Annotated in this window: 16 protein-coding genes and 1 pseudogene; 10 read left to right on the plus strand and 7 right to left on the minus strand. The window is 69.1% G+C overall.

Features of this window, described 5'->3' with window-relative positions; genetic code table 11:
* Positions 1-16: 16 nt before the first annotated feature.
* Complete coding sequence (locus tag ACPPVW_RS05855; protein WP_426625583.1) at positions 17-928, minus strand: DMT family transporter; 912 nt, start codon at positions 926-928, stop codon at positions 17-19.
* Positions 929-983: 55 nt separating this feature from the next.
* Positions 984-3,119 (minus strand): transglycosylase domain-containing protein, encoded by a 2,136-nt coding sequence (locus ACPPVW_RS05860; RefSeq protein ID WP_426625584.1) that lies wholly within the window; start codon positions 3,117-3,119, stop codon positions 984-986.
* An 825-nt stretch (positions 3,120-3,944) separates the two neighbouring features.
* Between ACPPVW_RS05860 and ACPPVW_RS05865 the strand changes: the two genes are divergently transcribed.
* The 4 genes from ACPPVW_RS05865 (at position 3,945) to ACPPVW_RS05880 (ending at position 6,602) form a co-directional block, all read left to right on the plus strand.
* A complete protein-coding gene (locus ACPPVW_RS05865) occupies positions 3,945-5,132 on the plus strand; it encodes an LLM class flavin-dependent oxidoreductase (RefSeq protein ID WP_426625585.1) in 1,188 nt (395 codons plus the stop codon).
* A 29-nt stretch (positions 5,133-5,161) separates the two neighbouring features.
* On the plus strand, positions 5,162-5,857 hold the full coding sequence (locus ACPPVW_RS05870; protein ID WP_426625586.1) for a CE1759 family FMN reductase: 696 nt from the start codon (positions 5,162-5,164) through the stop codon (positions 5,855-5,857).
* A 105-nt stretch (positions 5,858-5,962) separates the two neighbouring features.
* Complete coding sequence (locus ACPPVW_RS05875) at positions 5,963-6,268, plus strand: hypothetical protein (RefSeq protein WP_426625587.1); 306 nt, start codon at positions 5,963-5,965, stop codon at positions 6,266-6,268.
* Positions 6,269-6,305: 37 nt separating this feature from the next.
* Positions 6,306-6,602 carry a hypothetical protein gene (locus ACPPVW_RS05880; protein ID WP_426625588.1) on the plus strand — a complete coding sequence of 99 codons (297 nt, stop codon included), beginning with the start codon at positions 6,306-6,308 and terminating at the stop codon, positions 6,600-6,602.
* Here the strand turns inward: ACPPVW_RS05880 and ACPPVW_RS05885 are convergent.
* Genes ACPPVW_RS05885 through ACPPVW_RS05900 form a run of 4 tightly spaced genes read right to left on the minus strand, consistent with a single transcriptional unit; the run spans position 6,599 to position 9,930 of the window.
* A complete protein-coding gene (locus tag ACPPVW_RS05885) occupies positions 6,599-7,522 on the minus strand; it encodes an SDR family NAD(P)-dependent oxidoreductase (protein WP_426625589.1) in 924 nt (307 codons plus the stop codon). The genes ACPPVW_RS05880 and ACPPVW_RS05885 overlap by 4 nt on opposite strands.
* A gap of 3 nt (positions 7,523-7,525) precedes the next feature.
* A complete protein-coding gene (locus ACPPVW_RS05890) occupies positions 7,526-7,840 on the minus strand; it encodes a chorismate mutase (protein ID WP_426625590.1) in 315 nt (104 codons plus the stop codon).
* A 39-nt stretch (positions 7,841-7,879) separates the two neighbouring features.
* Positions 7,880-9,217, minus strand: a complete 1,338-nt coding sequence (locus ACPPVW_RS05895) for an FtsX-like permease family protein (RefSeq protein WP_426625591.1) — start codon at positions 9,215-9,217, stop codon at positions 7,880-7,882.
* Entirely contained in the window at positions 9,214-9,930 is a 717-nt protein-coding gene (locus tag ACPPVW_RS05900; RefSeq protein WP_426625592.1) for an ABC transporter ATP-binding protein, read from the minus strand. The genes ACPPVW_RS05895 and ACPPVW_RS05900 overlap by 4 nt, the downstream gene beginning before the upstream one ends.
* Positions 9,931-10,191: 261 nt before the next feature.
* Between ACPPVW_RS05900 and ACPPVW_RS05905 the strand changes: the two genes are divergently transcribed.
* The gene (locus tag ACPPVW_RS05905; protein ID WP_426625593.1) at positions 10,192-11,475 is read left to right on the plus strand and encodes a GNAT family N-acetyltransferase; all 1,284 of its coding nucleotides are present in this window, start codon (positions 10,192-10,194) and stop codon (positions 11,473-11,475) included.
* Between the two features lie 78 nt (positions 11,476-11,553).
* Here ACPPVW_RS05905 and ACPPVW_RS05910 read toward each other — a convergent pair whose 3' ends face one another.
* Entirely contained in the window at positions 11,554-12,840 is a 1,287-nt protein-coding gene (locus ACPPVW_RS05910; protein ID WP_426625594.1) for an adenylosuccinate synthase, read from the minus strand.
* Positions 12,841-13,050: 210 nt separating this feature from the next.
* Between ACPPVW_RS05910 and ACPPVW_RS05915 the strand changes: the two genes are divergently transcribed.
* From ACPPVW_RS05915 to ACPPVW_RS05935, 5 genes and pseudogenes are all read left to right on the plus strand, one after another.
* The gene (locus tag ACPPVW_RS05915; protein ID WP_426625595.1) at positions 13,051-13,506 is read left to right on the plus strand and encodes a prevent-host-death protein; all 456 of its coding nucleotides are present in this window, start codon (positions 13,051-13,053) and stop codon (positions 13,504-13,506) included.
* A gap of 465 nt (positions 13,507-13,971) precedes the next feature.
* Positions 13,972-14,628 (plus strand): TetR/AcrR family transcriptional regulator, encoded by a 657-nt coding sequence (locus tag ACPPVW_RS05920; protein WP_426625596.1) that lies wholly within the window; start codon positions 13,972-13,974, stop codon positions 14,626-14,628.
* Between the two features lie 799 nt (positions 14,629-15,427).
* Positions 15,428-15,766 (plus strand): annotated as a pseudogene (locus tag ACPPVW_RS05925) (YhgE/Pip family protein); the annotation flags it as partial.
* A gap of 124 nt (positions 15,767-15,890) precedes the next feature.
* Positions 15,891-16,595 carry a hypothetical protein gene (locus ACPPVW_RS05930; RefSeq protein WP_426625597.1) on the plus strand — a complete coding sequence of 235 codons (705 nt, stop codon included), beginning with the start codon at positions 15,891-15,893 and terminating at the stop codon, positions 16,593-16,595.
* 190 nt (positions 16,596-16,785) lie between these two features.
* Entirely contained in the window at positions 16,786-16,950 is a 165-nt protein-coding gene (locus ACPPVW_RS05935) for a hypothetical protein (RefSeq protein WP_426625598.1), read from the plus strand.
* Positions 16,951-16,962: the final 12 nt, after the last annotated feature.

The following is a 16,962-nucleotide window of genomic DNA, read 5'->3' on the forward strand; positions in this document are numbered from 1 at the left end:
CCGTCAGTTCGATCGGTCAGTCGGCCTGGGCGACGAGTTCGGCCTGACGGCGCGTGAAGAGCCGGACGCGCTGCTGTGTCAGCAGGATCCCGCCGAGCACGATCACGACGCCGACGGGCTGGTTCCAACTCAGGTGCTCGCCGAGCACCAGGATTCCGAGCGCGACTCCGACGACCGGAGTCACATAAGTCACGCCGGAGGTCGCAGTGGGTCCCCAGGCCCGCAGCACGTTCATGTTCCAGATATAGACGACGCCGGTGCCGAGAGCTCCCAGGGCCAGCAGGCTGAGCAACACCGGCCAGCTGAACTCGATCGGCGATAGGGCGATCACCGGCGTGAGCACGAGGATGATCGCCGCCGCGATCCCGATGTTGAGGAAGGCGACGGTGGTCGCGGGGATGTCCCGGTGGCTGATGAAGCGCCGGATGTAGCCGAAGCTGAAGCCGTAGCAGGTCACGGCGCCGAGGCACGCCAGCTGCCCCCACACGCTCCCGGAGAGCGCTGCGATCGACCATGGCCCGATGACCACGACGACGCCCACGACGCCCACGAGCACGCCCAGCACCTGGTCGCGGTTGAGCTTCTCGACGCGGAAGGCGGCGGTCGCGAGGATCGCCGTGGTGATGGGCGTCACCGCGTTGTAGATACTCGCGAGGCTCGACGACACGTACTGCTCCGCCCACGCGAAGAGCAGGAACGGCACGACGCAGTACGTGAACGCGACGACCACGAAATGGAGGTACACGATCGGCTGCCGCGGCAGGCGGCTGCGGGTCGCGAGCACGATGATCCCGAGGGTCAGCGCGCCGAACACCAGCCGTGCCCACGCCACCTGCCCGAACGAGACGCCCTCGAGCGCGACCTTCATGAACAGGAAGCTGGCACCCCAGACCAGCCCCATGGCGACGAACTGCAGTGCGACCTTCACTCGTCGAGAGTACTGCTCATCGCCGACGCGCGACTCGCGGAAAACGGACCCGGCGTCAGTCGCGCACCGGGCGGGACACAGCGTCGGGCAGCTCACCCCCGCGGTACTTGGTGTTAGCCGCGGTCATGTACTCCTTCCAGATCCGGTGACGGAGGGTGTCGGCCTGGATGCCGCCCACCTTCGAACGCCGCAGCGAGACATCCCCGGTGACGTTCCCGACCCAGACCGCGGTCGCGAGCTTCGTCGTCGCGCCCACGAACCAGGTGTCCTTCTCGGAGTCGGTCGTTCCGGTCTTGCCAAAGACGGGCACGCCGTCGTGCGGGTTGGACAGCGCGCCGGTAGCGCCTCCCTGCATCACGCTGGTGAGCGCCGACGCCATGGTCGCAGCGACCTCCGGTGCGACCGCCTCGGAGCACGCGCTCGTCGGAACCGACACCTCCGACCCGTCCGGCGCGACGATCCGGTCGATCGCCACCGGCGAGCAGTACACACCCTTATTGGCGATGGCCGCGAACGCGGAGGCGATCCGAACCGGCGACACCTCATTGGTCCCGAGCACATCGGAGACGTACGAGGTCAGCTCCTTGCCGTCGGCGCGCTTCAGGCCGAACGCCTCCGCCGTCTTGCGGATCTCGCACTGGTCCAACTTCTGGGCCATGGAGAAGTACGCGCCGTTGACCGAGCCGGCCGTGGCCGCGCGCACCGACATGTTGCCGGGGCGCTGCGCTCCGTCGTTCTTCGGGGAGTACGACCCGGAGCCCGATCCTTGGCAGCTGTCCTTGAAGGTGGACAGGTTGAGAGGCCGCGCATCGCCGTTCACCACGTCGCCGAGCGACCGGCCATTCTTGAGCCACTCCGCGAGCGTGAAGACCTTGTAGGTCGAGCCGGCCTGGAAGCCGCTCGATCCGCCGTAGTCGTAGTCTGCTCCGTAGTTGACGGCCGTATTTCCTGCGGAGGCCTCGTCGGGATCGGCGTTGAAGTCCTTGTTCTGCGCCATCGCGAGGATGCGTCCGGTGCCCGGCTCGACGGTCACCAGCGACGAGCCGATGTCGAGCACCTCCGTGCTGTGCGGGACGTACGCGTCGACCGCGCTGACGGCCTCGGCCTGGAGGTCGAGATCGAGCGTGGTGAAGATGTCGTAGCCGCCTCGCCTCAGGTTGCTGAACTTCGCGTCCTTCGGATCGGCGAGCACCTTCTCGTTCTCGATGACGCGCTGCACGTAGTCGCAGAAGAACCCGGCGCCGAGCGGGTTGGCGGCTTGGCAGCCGATGGACGGCGGGGTGATCCGCGGCTCGATCGGCGTCGCGACCGCCTCATCGTGCTGCGCCTGCGTGATGGTGCGCTGCTGGAGCATCGCTGCCAGAACGTCCTTGTCGCGCCGGAACTTGTTGTCCCCGATGTTGTCGGGGTCGTCGATGCGCAGCCCGTTCGGCTCGTTGACCATCGCCACGAGTGAGGCGGCCTGCGCGAGGGTGAGATCTGACGCGTTCACGCCGTAGTAGTACTCAGCGGCCGCCTGGATGCCGTAAACCGATCCGCCGAAGTGAGCGATGTTGAGGTAGCCCAGCAGGATCTGGTTTTTGGTGAGAGCCTTCTCGAGTCCGATTGCGAGACGCATCTCGCGGAGCTTCCTGTCCAAGCTCGTCTTGACTGCTTCCTCGTATGCGACTTCACGCTCCTCCTTGTCGCGGATGGCCTCCGCCCGCTGCACGAGGATGTTCTTGACGTACTGCATCGAGATGGTCGAGGCGCCGGAGCCGATCTCGCCCGAGGCGGCGTTGCCGATCGCGGCACGCAGCGTCGAGCTGATGTCGACGCCCCCGTGGCTGAAGAACCGCGGGTCCTCCGTCGAGACCACGGCGTCTTTGACGAAAAGGGAGACGGCCTCCCACGGCACGCTCTTGCGGTTCTGCTCGTAGACCGAGGCCAGCAGAACGGGCTCGCCCGCGGAGTTCCTCGCATAGATGTCGGTCGTCTGCGCGAGCGCGTCGGGAGTCAGGGCCTCCGGCATCGTCTCGAAGAGCTGGATGCCGGTCTCCGCGGCGACGCCGGCGACGGCGATGACGGGCGTCACCATCGCACTGATGAGCACACCGGCCGTCACGCTCAGGCCGAGGAAGGCCGCGCCGGATGCCAGGCGACGCCCACTGCGGCGCTCGGGACGATCAGGGTTCGGGTCGTTCTCGGCCAACGCACTCACCTCTCTGCCCAGACGGGAGCTGGACGACGCGGGGGACAGGGTATGGGTGGAACCGACTCGACCGAGCCGACAGCGCGGTCCGCCCCCACGGCCGCACCACACCATCCAGTCTGACGTATTTGACCTGAGAATCTCCGGTATCTAACATCTCAACGGTCTCGATCAAGCGGCACTCCATCGCTCAGTCATCGCTCGACATCCCGGCTGAACTGCCCAGTCAGCCACTGGCCGTAGCGCCAATATTACATTTCGCCCCTCCGCTTTCCTCCGAGTAGTCAAGGAGCTCGACGTCGACGCCAAGGCGTAAGGTGGCACGATCTGCACGTACAACGCCGCCAACGGCTACACGCTCACGCTTCAGTCGCTCGCGATCGGGCGGGGTAAAGCAGCTCGACGTGGGCAGCTCCTGGGTGGTCCTCGGCGACGACGGCATCGTCCGCAGGGGTACCGCCACCGTCAAGCAGGGCACCTGGACCCCGATCGCCGGCCCCTCACTGAGGACGGCGATGTCTACCGCTACGTCTCCACAGCGAGTAACCCGGTCTGAGAGCACGTGCGCGCGCCCCCCTGAGCGGTTCGTACGCCCTGATCCCCGGCGCTTCCAACCTCACTGAGGTCAATCAGTGGCGCGGCGGCAACTACCTGATCGCCTCCGGAGTCTGATCGCGTGGCCGACATCTGATCCCGCAGCAGTCGTGGGGCGCCTCGCTCGCGCGCCGACTACTATCCAGAAGCAGTCGGTCGGGAATACTCGCAGCACGCCGACGTTATATGCGTTTGCATAGACACGGCGTACACGAACCTGAGGAGCCAGCAATGCAGTACGGAATCTTCTCCGTCAGCGACATCACCCGCGACCCGGTCTCGGGCGAGACCCCGAGCGAGGCGGAGCGCATCGACGCGATCGTGAAGATCGCCACTCACGCCGAGGAGGTCGGGCTCGACGTCTTCGCGGTCGGCGAGCACCACAATCCGCCGTTCTTCTCGTCGTCGCCGACGACGCTGCTCTCACACATCGCGGCCCTCACGGAGCGCCTGATCGTCACGACCTCCACGACCCTCATCACCACGAACGACCCGGTGCGGCTCGCGGAAGAGTATGCGATGCTCCAACACCTCTCGAAGGGCCGCATGGACCTCATGCTCGGCCGCGGCAACACCGGCCCGGTGTATCCGTGGTTCGGACAGGACATCCGCCAGAGCCTGCCGCTGGCGCTCGAGAACTACAACCTCCTGCACCGCCTCTGGCACGAGGACGTCGTCGACTGGGAGGGCCGCTTCCGCACGCCGCTGCAGGGCTTCACCTCCACGCCGCGCCCGCTCGACGACGTTCCGCCGTTCGTCTGGCACGGCAGCATCCGCACCCCGGAGATCGCCGAGCAGGCGGCGTACTACGGCAACGGCTTCTTCGCGAACAACATCTTCTGGCCCAAGGAGCACTACCAGCGCCTGATCGCCTTCTACCGCGAGCGCTTCGAGCACTATGGTCACGGCTCCGCCAAGCAGGCGATCGTCGGGCTCGGCGGCCAGGCGTACATCGCCAAGAACTCGCAGGACGCCAAGAACGAGTTCCGCCCGTACTTCAACGAGGCTCCGGTCTACGGAAACGGCCCGACGATGGAGGAGTTCACCGACGCGACGCCGCTCACGGTCGGCAGCCCGCAGGAGGTCATCGACAAGACGCTGACCTTCCGCGAGTGGGCAGGCGACTACCAGCGACAGCTGTTCCTCATGGACCACGCGGGGCTGCCGCTCAAAACCGTCCTCAAGCAGCTCGACCTGCTCGGCGAGGAGGTCGTGCCGGTGCTCCGCAAGGAGACCGAGGCCCGCAAGGACCCGCAAGCCCCGGAGGCGCCCACCCACGAGTCGCTGGTGCGCGCCAAGTACGGCGACGCCACGCCTCGCCAGCCACGCCCGAACGCCAACCGGGGCGACAACGTCACCGGCGCCTCCCCGTATCAGGACTCGGCCGACGAGTTCCACGCCGAGTACCCCGCACTCTGAGCCGACAGCGCATCCGAAAGAAGGACATCATGACCAGCAGCGACCTGCGACCGTTCCGGGTCGTCGTCGTCAACGCGGGCGTCAGCGACCCGTCGTCCACCAAGCTGCTCGCCGACCGGCTCAGCCTTCGGGTGGAGGCCGCGGCCCAGCGCGACGGCCGCACCGTCGAGACGCGGCACCTCGATCTCCGCGAGCTGCTTCCGGAGCTGTCCGGAGCCCTGGCCTCCGGTCACCTCGGGCCGAAGTTCACGGCGGCGATCGAGAAGCTCGCCGCCGCCGACGGGATCATCGCGACGGCTCCGGTCTACAAGGCCGGCCCCAGCGGGCTGTTCACCTCGTTCTTCCAGGTGCTCGACAACGACCTGCTGATCGCCAAGCCCGTCGTGCTCGGCGCGACGGCCGGGACGGCCCGGCACGCGCTGGTCGTCGACGAGCAGATGCGGTCGATGTTCGCGTTCTTGCGCACCATGACGGCCCCGACGTCGGTCTTCGCCGCGACGGAGGACTGGCAGGACAACTCCCTCGGCAAACGCATCGACCGGGCCGCGCGCGAGCTCGTCGTGCTCATGGAGACCGGCGTGGAGGCGCGGATCAAGGACACGTCCTGGGACAGCTACCAGCACGAGTTCGGCTCTGCCGGAGGCAACGAGCTCGGGATCGACCTCGGCTCCGACCTGATGCGGCTGGCCGCGGGCGGCACGCTCGGGGGACCGGCGCGCAGCTGATCGGAGGCGGCTGCTCGGCCCCTGGGCTTGTGCCACGCACGAGCCTGGCCGAGGAGCTCGACTTCCGACCGTTCGCCGGCTACGTCGACGCGTGCGGCACCGTGCTTGCGCGCGCACGCGCAGTCCCCCGACGCGCCGTTCATCGCCGCGATCACTCTCAGCACCGCGACGCTGTTCGCCCTCACCCTCGCGATCCACATCTGGATTCCGTTCTCGATGGTCGTGGCGTGGCTCGCCCGGCGCGCCGAGCGCACGCGCGCCGGACGCTGGCTCGCGCCCGCCCTCATCTACCTGGCGGGATACGGATCGCTGCTGTGCGCCATCGCGTTCCACTCCTACGTCAAGGAGCTGGCGGGCGCCGAGGCCCGCTGGGACAAGACAGAGAAGGTCGGCCGCGTCGCAGCGGGCTGAGCTCGATGGCCGGGCCGATCGGGTAGCGTTGCGTCCGATGAGATTGACCGGATTGACCCAGAGCTTCGAGACCCGCGAGCTCACGGCCGAGGCGGACGATGCCGTGACGGCGCGCGAGCTCGTCGTCGAGCAGGTTCCCGACGGCTTCGAGCTGCTGCGGGTGCACAACGCCATGCCGCGCGGCGGCCGCGTCATCGGCACCGCCGTGATCCGGGAGGCCGCCGTGACCGAGCTCGAGGCGAGCGGCCCGGATTATGCGGCCGCACGGGACGCGCTGCGCGCCGCCGTACCGGGGGGCCACCGGTTGCTCTCGATCGTCGTCGCCGACGATTAGCTCACCGGGAACGGCTGGTCCGCCGCGGCCTCCAGGAGCGGCCACAGCAAGGCCCCGGTCCGCGGCGAGCGCGAACTGCGCGTCGGACGCGCGTGCGTCGGGAGGCCCTTCGTTCGGCCGACCGGACCGAGGTAGTCTCCCCCGGTGATGTCGGGGTCGAGCACCGCCCGAACCGGCGCCCAGGCTCCGTGGTCCTTGCCCTGCGACCAGGCCGCCTGGAGGTTGTCCACGAAGCGCGTCGCCCGCGTGGGCTCGTTGACCCCGCGCACGCCGGGAGTGCGCCCGGAGGTCGAGTAGCCGGGGTGGACGACGATACTCGTGACGCCGCTCCCGGCCGCCCGCAGCCGCCGCTCGAGCTCGAAGCCGAACACCTGGGCGGCGATCTTCGAGCCGGCGTACGCGCGCCACGACGTGTATGCGCGCTCCAGCTGGAGGTCGTCCAGTCGCAGGCGCGAAAGCCGCGTCGCGAGGGAGCCGAGAGTGACGACACGGGCGCCGACGGTGGCCTCCAACAGCGGGAGGACGCGGGCGACCAGCCGGAAGTGGCCGAGCACATTCGTCGCGAGGACGAGCTCGTTGCCGGAGGCGTCGGTGCGGCGCTCGCGCGGCGGGTGCACCATGCCGGCGTTGAGCACCAGAGCGTCGACCTTCCCGCGCTCGAGCAGAATCGCCGCCTGGGCGTCGACCGACCGGCGGTCCGTCACGTCCAGCGGAGTGGCCTCCACCCGCGCACGCGGCACGCGCCGCCGGATCGCCGACACTGCGGCTTCGGCCCGCTCGGGGTCCCGGCATGCCAACACGACGCGAGCGCCGGCCCCGGCGAGCTGCTCGCCGGTGAAGTAGCCGACACCGGAGTTGCCTCCCGTGATGACGACGGTTCGGTCGTGAGCGTCGGGAAGCGCCGCGGGATCCCAGGCCACGCCTCAGCGGCCGTTCTCGGACGCGATGCGCTCGTGGTGGTGGATGACCTCGGCGACGATGAAATTGAGGAACTTCTCGGCGAAGGCGGGGTCGAGGTGGCTCTCCTCCGCCAGCACCCGGAGGCGCTCGATCTGCTGCCGCTCCCGGTCTGGGTCGGCGGGCGGCAGGCCGTGCTCGGCCTTGAGGGCGCCCACCTGCTGGGTGAACTTGAACCGCTCGGCGAGCATGTGGATGACGGCCGCGTCGATGTTGTCGATGCTCTGCCGGATGCTCCGCAGGCGCTCCAGCGCCTGCGCGGTCGACTCGTTCTCAGCCATGCTCCGACCCTACCGGGCCGGAGCATGGCGTGGATCTGCTCAGACGGTCGCCGCACCGTCGGTCAACGCCCGGCGAAGGACGGGCCGTGTGGCGACGAGCCCCAGCCAGACGAGGATGATGCCCCCGATCAGGCAGGCGACGATCGTGACAAGCCCGGACCCTGAGGTGAGCACCGACATGTCATCCTTCACGATCGGATAGATCACGAGCAGAGCGGTGAGCGCCGAGCCGATCGTCGTGGTCAGCAGGGGAGTCATCACTGCCTGGGAGCGCGAGGCGTTCATCTGCTTGACGGGCATCCCGATCCGGTCGAGGCTCACGTACAGGTCGCGCCGGTCGAGGATCGCCGCCGACTGGTTTACTCCCGCAGACACAGCGATCATCAGGAACGAGATCGCCACGACGACCAGGACGCCTGTGCGGACGTCTGTCATCAGCATCATCACGTCCGGCGCTACCGATTCTTGGCGTGTGGCGCCGACCCCCACTCCCGCGAACACCGCAATGAAACTGGTCATGGCCGCGCCGGAAACCTGTCGCCACGCCGCTTTGGGCGACTCCAGCACTGCTCGGGCGGCGATCAGCCGTTTGGCTGTCCTGGCCCAGCGGCACTGCATGAGCGCGATCAGCCGCAGGATCAGCGGGCCCACCACGTTGAGCACAGCGATCGTGCCGCCGAAGCCGACGCCGAGCACGACTATGATGACCACTACGGATTTGAAGGCTCCGCCCATCAGCATGTTCATCGCAGTGAATGTCGCACTCACGGTGGCAACGGCGATGACGGCCCGGACCCAGTGCGTCCGCGGCGCTTTCTGGCGAGTACGCACGCCCAACGGGGACACGATGACGCCTCTCAGGCCCATCGCGGCGCTCGATGCGGCAATCACCACGACACCGAGCGCGCAGAGCGCGACCCATCCGGCCGGAAGGTAGGCGTTGGCGCCGAGCGCCTCTCCGCGGAACGGGAGCTGACCGACGAGTCGCGAGGCGGGCAGATAGAGCACTATGCCTGCCGCCACGCCGACAGCGGCAAGCACTGTCGACTCGATCACGGTGAGAGCCGCGACCATGGCGGGCGTGGCACCGAGCAGTCGTAGCCCCGCGAGACGGTCGTCCCGTCGCCGCGCCGACAGCCGCGCCGCCGAGCCTCCGAGGGTGATGAGGGGCACGGTCAGGAGGGCGAAGCCGACGACCCCGAGCGCCTGGTAGGTGGGCCCGAATTCGTCATTCCACGCGAACATGGCCCGCGCCCCTCCCGCGACGACGAGCAGCAGTGCGGTGGCGATCGCGAAGGCGACGATAGGCAGCGCTATGGTCGAGCGATCGTCCATCCCGCGACGGGTGAACAGCCATGCGATCCGGAGCGTCGTCATCGGGTCACCACCTCATCGACGATGCGTCCGTCGGACAGTCGGACGACGCGAGCACATCTCGATGCCACATCGTCATCGTGGGTCACGACGACGAGCGAACGGCCATGACCGGTCGTGGCGGAGATCAGCGCAGCCATGACCTCCGCCGACGTGCTCGAGTCGAGCGCACCCGTCGGCTCGTCGGCGAAGACCACGGACGCCCCGGTCACCTGGGCGCGGGCGATGGCCACGCGTTGCGCCTGACCTCCGGACAACTCGCCGATCCGGCGCCTCTCCATCCCGGCCAGTCCGAGGCGGCCGAGCCACTCGGCGGCGGGCGCCTCCGCGACCTTGCGCGGTGTGCCGGAGATCATCAGCGGGAGGGCGACGTTCTCGACCGCCGTCAGCTCCGGCAGGAGCAGGCCCTGCTGGAACACGAAGCCGAACGATTCGCGCCGCAGCCGCGACCGCTCCGACTCGCCGAGCGCCGTCACCTCGACCGGACCTGCCGGGGCGTTCAGCACGACCGTCCCGGAGTCGGGCTTGAGGATGCCGGCGAGGCAGTGCAGGAGCGTGGTCTTGCCCGAGCCGGACGCACCCATGATCGCGACCGACTCGCCCGCGGAGATGCGGAAATCGACGCCGGCAAGAGCGACGGCCGAGCCATAGGCCTTGGTCAAGGCGGCAGCGTGGAGCACGGGATAGGCGGAAGAGGAACCTGGTGATGCTGTCATGCTCTCCAGCCTCACGGAAGAGGCCGGCGTGCGCATCGAGCGGGGGTACGAGTCGCGCAGCCGTGCCTCATCCGCTGGATGTGGTCCCTGGGTACCAGAAACGGCTCGCCCTGACCTACCCAGGTGCCGATCGGTTCGAACTGCACGGGCCGTTCGCGGTCGGAACCGAGCTCACGGCCACGCCCGAGGGCCAGGAACCGATCCGTTCGCGGAGCGGTGAACGGCTGGCCCAGCAGCATCGGGCCCCGCTAGCGTGGACGCATGACCGAGACGCACCTCACCGCACCCGTGGACGAGCGTTCGAAGAGCGCACTGGCCGGCTCCGGCCTCCGGCTGTCGCTCGTCGACCCGACCGACACGGCCGCCCTCGACGCCTGGATCGCCGCGGACTTTCGCGGCTTCCACGGACGCCGGCCGACGGAGGAGGTGCTCCAGGAGGCGCGCGGCAACTTCGGCGGCCGACGCACGACCGCCGTGTACGACGCGGGTGTCACGACGCCGATCGGGACCGTGAGTTCCTGGGTCGCGCCGCTCACCGTCCCGGGAGGAGCCGCCCTCGACGCCTGGGCGATCAGCTCGGTCACCGTCGCGCCCACGCACCGCCGCCGCGGGATCGCGACCGCACTGCTCGGCGCCGAGCTGCGCACCGCGCACGCGCTGGGCGTCCCTGCGGCGATCCTCACCGTGTCGGAGTCGACGATCTACGGGCGCTGGGGCTTCGGCCCCGCCACCTTCGCAATCGGTTGGAGCATCGACTCCAAGCGGGTCCGCTGGACCGGCGCGCCGACACCGGGCCGGCTGTCGTTCACCACGCCGGAGGAGTACCGCGAGACGGGCTACGCCGTGCTCGCCGAGGTCATGGCCTCCCGTGCGGGCGAGATCGGCCTGGAGGGGCACCTCGCCGAGCGGCTCATCGGGCCACTGAAAGCCGATGAGGACGGCGGCCGGCGCCTGCTCGTGCGCTACGACTCCCCGCAGGGACGACCGGAGGGCTTCGTCAGCTACGTCGTCCGCGGCGGCGAGGAGGACTTCTCGAGGCACGTGGTGGAGGTCCGCTACTTGGCGGCGACCACCGACGCCGCACTGACCGCGCTCTGGCGCTACCTCCTCGAACTCGACCTGGTGGCCGAGGTGAAGGCGTGGACGCGCGGTGTCGACGACCCGGTGCAGCTGCTGGTGCAGGACATCCGCGGCGCATGCATCACGAGCGTGCAGGACCACCTGTGGGTGCGCATCCTCGACGTGCCCGCGACCCTGACCTCCCGCCGCTACGAGAGCGACGGCGACCTCGTGCTGGAGGTCGCGGACGAGCTCGGGTTCGCCGGCGGACGCTACCGGCTCATTGTGGAGGACGGCGAGGGCAGGGTCGAGGCGACGACGGATGCGCCGGACGTAACCCTCCCGGTGGAGTCGCTCGGCAGTGTGTACCTCGGGCACGACCTGGCGCGTGGCCTGGCGCTCGCTGGCCGCCTCCAGGGCGACGCGGACGCCCTCGACCGGCTCTTCCGCACGGCGGTACCGCCGCGCCTCAGCACCTGGTTCTGATGCGCCTTACATTTGCGCCGAATGGTGTGAATAGCAGCGCTTTGCGCCACATTCGCCGCAAGTGTACGAGGAAGGGGCTCAGTCGACGAGGTCGTGGCGGACGACGATCTCGTCGCGGGCCGGGCCGACGCCGATCGCCGAGATGCGGGCGCCGGAGATGGCCTCCAGAGCGAGCACGTAGTCTTGCGCGTTCTTCGGCAGGTCTGCGAAGGTGCGCGCGCCGCTGATGTCTTCGCTCCAGCCGGGGAACTCCTCGTAGATCGGCACGGCGTGATGGAAGTCGCTCTGCGAGGAGGGGACCTCGTCGTGGCGCACGCCGTCGACGTCGTACGCGACGCACACCGGGATCCGCTCGATACCGGTGAGTGTGTCGAGCTTGGTGAGCACGAAGTCGGTGACGCCGTTGATGCGCGCCGTGTAGCGGGCGATAGGCGCGTCGTACCACCCGGTGCGGCGCGGGCGCCCGGTGGTCGTGCCGAACTCGAAGCCGCGCTCGCGCAGGAACTCGCCCCACTCGTCGAACAGCTCGGTCGGGAAGGGACCGGCGCCCACGCGGGTGGTGTACGCCTTCACGATGCCGATCACGCGGTCGATGCGGTTGGGGCCGATGCCCGAGCCGGTGGCCGCACCGCCGGCGGTCGAATTGGAGGACGTGACGAACGGATAGGTGCCGTGGTCGACGTCGAGCATGGTGGCCTGGCCGCCCTCGAACAGCACGTACTTGCCGTCCTCGAGCGCCTGGTTCAGCAGGAGCGACGAGTCGACCACCATCGGCCGCAGCCGCTCGGCGTAGCCGAGCAGTTCTTCGACCACCTCGTCGACGCCGATCGCGCGGCGGTTGTAGACCTTCACCAGCAGGTGGTTCTTCTGGTCGAGGGCGCCCTCCACCTTCTGCCGCAGGATGTTCTCGTCGAACAGGTCTTGGATGCGGATGCCGACGCGGTTGATCTTGTCGGCGTAGGTCGGGCCGATGCCGCGGCCGGTGGTGCCGATCTGGCGCTTGCCCAGGAAGCGCTCGGTGACCTTGTCGATCGTGCGGTGGTACTGCGTGATCACGTGCGCGTTGGAGCTGACCTTGAGGCGCGACACGTCGACGCCGCGGGCGATGAGCCCGTCGAGCTCGTGGAAGAGCACCTCCAGATCGACGACGACGCCGTTGGCGATGACGGGCGTGACGCCGTCGGTCAGGATGCCGGACGGCAGCAGGTGGAGCGCGTACTTCTCGTCGCCGACGACGACCGTGTGACCGGCATTGTTGCCGCCGTTGAACTTGACGACGTAGTCGATGCGGCTGCCGAGCAGGTCGGTCGCTTTGCCTTTGCCTTCATCGCCCCACTGGGCGCCGATGATCACGATCGCGGGCACGTTTCGGTCCTCTCGATGGTCGGGAGTGCGTCGGCGCCTCGCGGACGACCGTCGCACTCGATCCTATCGCGACCCGTTTACGGAGCCGGGAGGGGCGCTCCCCCGTGGGCCCGACGTCGTCCCTCATCAGCTTGCAACTGATTGAGCAGGGCGGTGCCCAGACTCAGCACCGCGTTTGTTCAGAAGAAGTTCTGAACTATACTGGAAGGTATGCTCGCGACTGACCACCCGACATCGGTCTTCCACTCGTCCGACCTGAGTCGGCATTCCACACGTGTGTTCGCCGCAGCCGAGGCGCACCCCGTCGAGGTCACTCGCCGCGACGGAGAGGACCTCGTTCTCATGTCCAAGCGTGAGGCATCTGCACGGGAGGGCCTGCTCCAGCTGGCTGCGACGCTGATCGGCGTAGCAACGGACACGCGGGGCAGCCTTGCCGAGCGCATGTCCGCCGCCCTGCCGTGGATGCTCGCGCTCAACCCCGAAGACCGCGCCGCGTGCGCCGATGAATTGCTCGACGCCGCTCGGGCATCCTTTTCGACCGGCGAGGCCCACCTCGCCGTGGCGGCCTTGAGGTCATGGAGAGAGACCGCGACGGCATTGGCCGCCGGCCTCGGAGAACTCTCCGTCGAGTGGATCGACACTGGACTCCCCGTCGCGCGGCCGTAGGTGGCGAGGGAGAAAGGGTCGAAAGGCCGATCAAGCGCTCCGAATACAGCATTCGGTTTGCGGCAACGTCCGCAGAGCGCGGCTGGACGGATCTCTGCGCCACCATTCGGAACCCGCTGGCCGACGCCTGGGACTTCCTCACACGGACTCCGCTTGCAGTCACGCCAACGAACTACCCGCTGAAGGGCGCCCTCGGGACCGTCTCGCGCGAGGGACGCAGCCATACGCGATGGCAACATAAGCCGACACTGAAGGGCGACGCTCGGATCTGGTTCTATGTCGACGACAACATCGTCTACCTGGAACAGGTCCACACACACCATCCGAATGCGACGAAGTAGCTCCTGACTGCGGCGGGAGGGCAACTCGACTCACGAGGAGGTAAGCGGGACACTTGCGTGCCCCTCGGCGGAACGCGCTTCGCTTAAGCTGCACAACGATGTGCAAGAAGAGTAACCTCTGGGCATGCCCACCCCCTCCACGCGTGCTCCCCGACGCGACGCGACCGCGAATCGAGAGGCCATCCTGGTCGCGGCGGCAGCAGCGCTCAACGAGGACATCGACGCCTCCCTCGAGACCATCGCCGCGCGCGCCGGCCTCAGTCGCCGCGCGCTCTACGGTCACTTCGCCAACCGCGACGACCTCCTGATCGACGTCTTCACCCGCGGCGCGGCCCGCCTCGCCGCACTGCTCGACCCGGTCTCGCACCCCGACGCCCGCGTCGAGATCGCCCTGTTCGGAGCCACACTGTGGGCGGAGGTCGAGCACATCCGGGTGAGCGCCGCGCTCGCCGTGCGCGGGCCGCACCGCGAGCTCGTCGGCACGGCTCTCGACCCCGCGCGTTATCGCCTCCGCGGCACCGTGCAGCGCGGGATGGACGACGGCACCCTCCGCACCGACCTCGACCGCGAGACCGTCACCCGGCTCATCGAGAACGCGGCCGTGTCCGTGCTCGACGAGGCGACGCGGGCCGGGCTCTCCGATCGCGCGGGCCACCGGCTCGTCGTCCTGGCTGCGCTCTCCGCCGCCGGCCTGGGCTGGCGGGAGGCCGGCGCGCTGCTCGACGACACCCCCGAGCTCGCGTTCGAGGCCGTACAGGGGCAGCAGGAGGCCCGGCGATGAAGATCGTCCTCGACGCCGTCGCCAAAGGGCCGCGCTTCGCGACACTGCCCCCGACCTCCGCGACCTTCCAGACCGGGCAGGCGGCGCTCGTGCGCGCCGAGACCGAGCAGCGGCCCACCGTGCTCGGCCTGATCGCGTCCGGGCGGATGCGGCACGACTCCGGCACCGTGACGATCGACGGCCGGCAGGACTACGGCCGCATGCGCAAGCGCATCGCCCTGATCGACGCGCCCGACGTGTGCGAGCCGGCGCCCGACGTCACGGTCTCCGGGATCGTCGCGGAAGAGCTCATGTTCGCCGGGCGGGCCTCCCACCCGATCGCCGTCGGCCGACGCCTGAGCGAGCTCGGCGCGTCCGAGTACAGTCGCTACGCGATCAGCACGGTCCCGCCGACGGTGCGCATCCGCCTGCTCGCCGAACTCGCACTGATGCGCCCGGGCGTGGAGGGCCTCGTGATCGTCTCGCCCGACCGGCACGGCGGCGACCCCGTCGAGTGGTGGGAGTTCGCGCACTCGCAGCGCGTGGCATCGCCGCGCTCATGGTCGCCGGCGACGCCTCCGCCTCCACGATCGCCGCGGCCTCCCGGTCTCGCGCCTCGACCAGACGCAGACCGCCCCCCGAGACATTCGACGAAGACCCGGGACGGGACGACACCGACGAACGGTACCCGTCGGAACCGGGCGACCTGGTCACGACCGACCCGTTCGTGGAGCATGAATGAAGATCCCCAGCTGATCGCGGCGGAGTTCCGCCGGCTGACCGCCAGCCCCATGTCCATCGTCGCCCTCATCGCGCTGGTGTGCGTGCGCGTGCTCTCTATGGCGGCCTTTATCTTTGGGCCAACCAGAATCCATACGCCAACCTTGACCGCATCCCGGCGGCGATCGTCGTCGACGACACCGGTACGACCGTCGACGGCAAGACCGTCGACTACGGCGACCAAGTCGCCGACCAGCTCATTGAGGACGGCTCGTTCCAGTGGCACCGCGTCGCGTCCGGCTCGGCCGCCAGCGGCGTGGACGACTCGAAGTACGACTTCAGCATCACCTTCGCCGCGGATTTCTCGGCCGCCTTCGCCTCCGCCTCCGGCGACAGCCCGCGGCGCGCGATCGTCACGCTGACGACCAACGACACGAACAGCTACCTGGCCTCCACGATCGGCACCCAGGCGGCCGAGAAGATCCGCACCTCGATCGCGACAGGTCAACGAGGAGGCCGCGCAGCGCTTCCTGCTCGGCCTCGCCAACATCCGCTCCAGCCTCGTGAAGGCCGTGGACGCCGCCGACCGTCTGGTCGACGCCAGCGCGACCGCGCAGAGCGGCGCCTCCCAACTCGCCGACGGCACCGCCCAGCTGGCCACCGGATCGCGGACCCTCGCCGACAGACTCGGCGAGCTGTCCGCCGGCGCCGCCCAGGTCAGCGACGGCGCCACCCGCGTCGCGGCGGGCAACGATCAGCTCGCAGCCAAGGCCACGCAGGCCGGCCAGGTCGCCGCACAGCTGGCCACGGAGGCTCCGGCAGTCGGCCAGGACCTCGTCGCACGCCTCCAGGCGGCGAACGCCGACCCCGCGGTCATCGCGCAGGTGCAGTCGGCGCTCGGCGACATCGACGGCAGAGTGCAGTCCGACAACGCGCAGATCCAGTCGGCCGTCGGCCAGGTGAACCAGCTGGCCTCCGGCGCCGACCAGGTCGCCTCCGGCGCAGCGCGAGTCGCGAGCGGCTCGGCGCAGGCGCAGGCCGGGGCGAGCCGTCTGGCGAACGGCGCCGCCTCGGCTGCCAGCGGCTCGGGCTGCAGTTGGTCACGGCCGGCGGCACATTCCCGTGGCAGACGCTGCCCGGGCCGCTCGCCGCACTGCACCACGCGCTGCCGATGTCGTATGCCGTCGACGGCATACGCCAGCTCATGTACGGAGGGAAGGCCGCCACCACCTGGGCCGACGCCGGGGTGCTGGCGCTCTGGATGCTGATCGCGCTGCTCCTCTCGGCGATCGGCGTCACACGCATGACGCGCTTCCGCACGCTGCGCGATCTGCGGCCGTCGCTGATCGGCTGAACGCGGCGCGCGGCGGTAGGCCTATCCGTGGCGGCGGCCCTACCCGCGGCAGCGAGCGATGGCGAGGGTGACGCACGACAGACCCGACCCCGAGGAGGACACCCATGGCCGATCTCGAAGCACAGGCGGCGATCTCGCAGGCCCGGCAGGCAGCGAACGCGGCGAGCTACGACATCCAGAAGCTCCTGGAGGACTCGATCGAGCGGCAGGCGTTGCACAATCTGCTGACCGCGGTCGAGGCGCTCATCCAAGCTGTCGACGCCGCGTGAGGGTCGGCGCTC

This window comes from Leifsonia sp. McL0607, from assembly GCF_049993355.1.
Taxonomy (GTDB): domain Bacteria; phylum Actinomycetota; class Actinomycetes; order Actinomycetales; family Microbacteriaceae; genus Leifsonia.

Bases quoted from the DNA above. Each gene is read 5' to 3' on its own strand.
- ACPPVW_RS05890 (WP_426625590.1), bottom strand. From the start codon at position 7,840: ATGGCTGAGAACGAGTCGACCGCGCAGGCGCTGGAGCGCCTGCGGAGC.
- ACPPVW_RS05905 (WP_426625593.1), top strand. From the start codon at position 10,192: ATGACCGAGACGCACCTCACCGCACCCGTGGACGAGCGTTCGAAGAGC.
- ACPPVW_RS05935 (WP_426625598.1), top strand. From the start codon at position 16,786: ATGGCCGATCTCGAAGCACAGGCGGCGATCTCGCAGGCCCGGCAGGCA.
- ACPPVW_RS05920 (WP_426625596.1), top strand. From the start codon at position 13,972: ATGCCCACCCCCTCCACGCGTGCTCCCCGACGCGACGCGACCGCGAAT.
- ACPPVW_RS05915 (WP_426625595.1), top strand. From the start codon at position 13,051: ATGCTCGCGACTGACCACCCGACATCGGTCTTCCACTCGTCCGACCTG.
- ACPPVW_RS05865 (WP_426625585.1), top strand. From the start codon at position 3,945: ATGCAGTACGGAATCTTCTCCGTCAGCGACATCACCCGCGACCCGGTC.
- ACPPVW_RS05895 (WP_426625591.1), bottom strand. From the start codon at position 9,217: ATGACGACGCTCCGGATCGCATGGCTGTTCACCCGTCGCGGGATGGAC.
- ACPPVW_RS05880 (WP_426625588.1), top strand. From the start codon at position 6,306: ATGAGATTGACCGGATTGACCCAGAGCTTCGAGACCCGCGAGCTCACG.
- ACPPVW_RS05900 (WP_426625592.1), bottom strand. From the start codon at position 9,930: ATGACAGCATCACCAGGTTCCTCTTCCGCCTATCCCGTGCTCCACGCT.
- ACPPVW_RS05870 (WP_426625586.1), top strand. From the start codon at position 5,162: ATGACCAGCAGCGACCTGCGACCGTTCCGGGTCGTCGTCGTCAACGCG.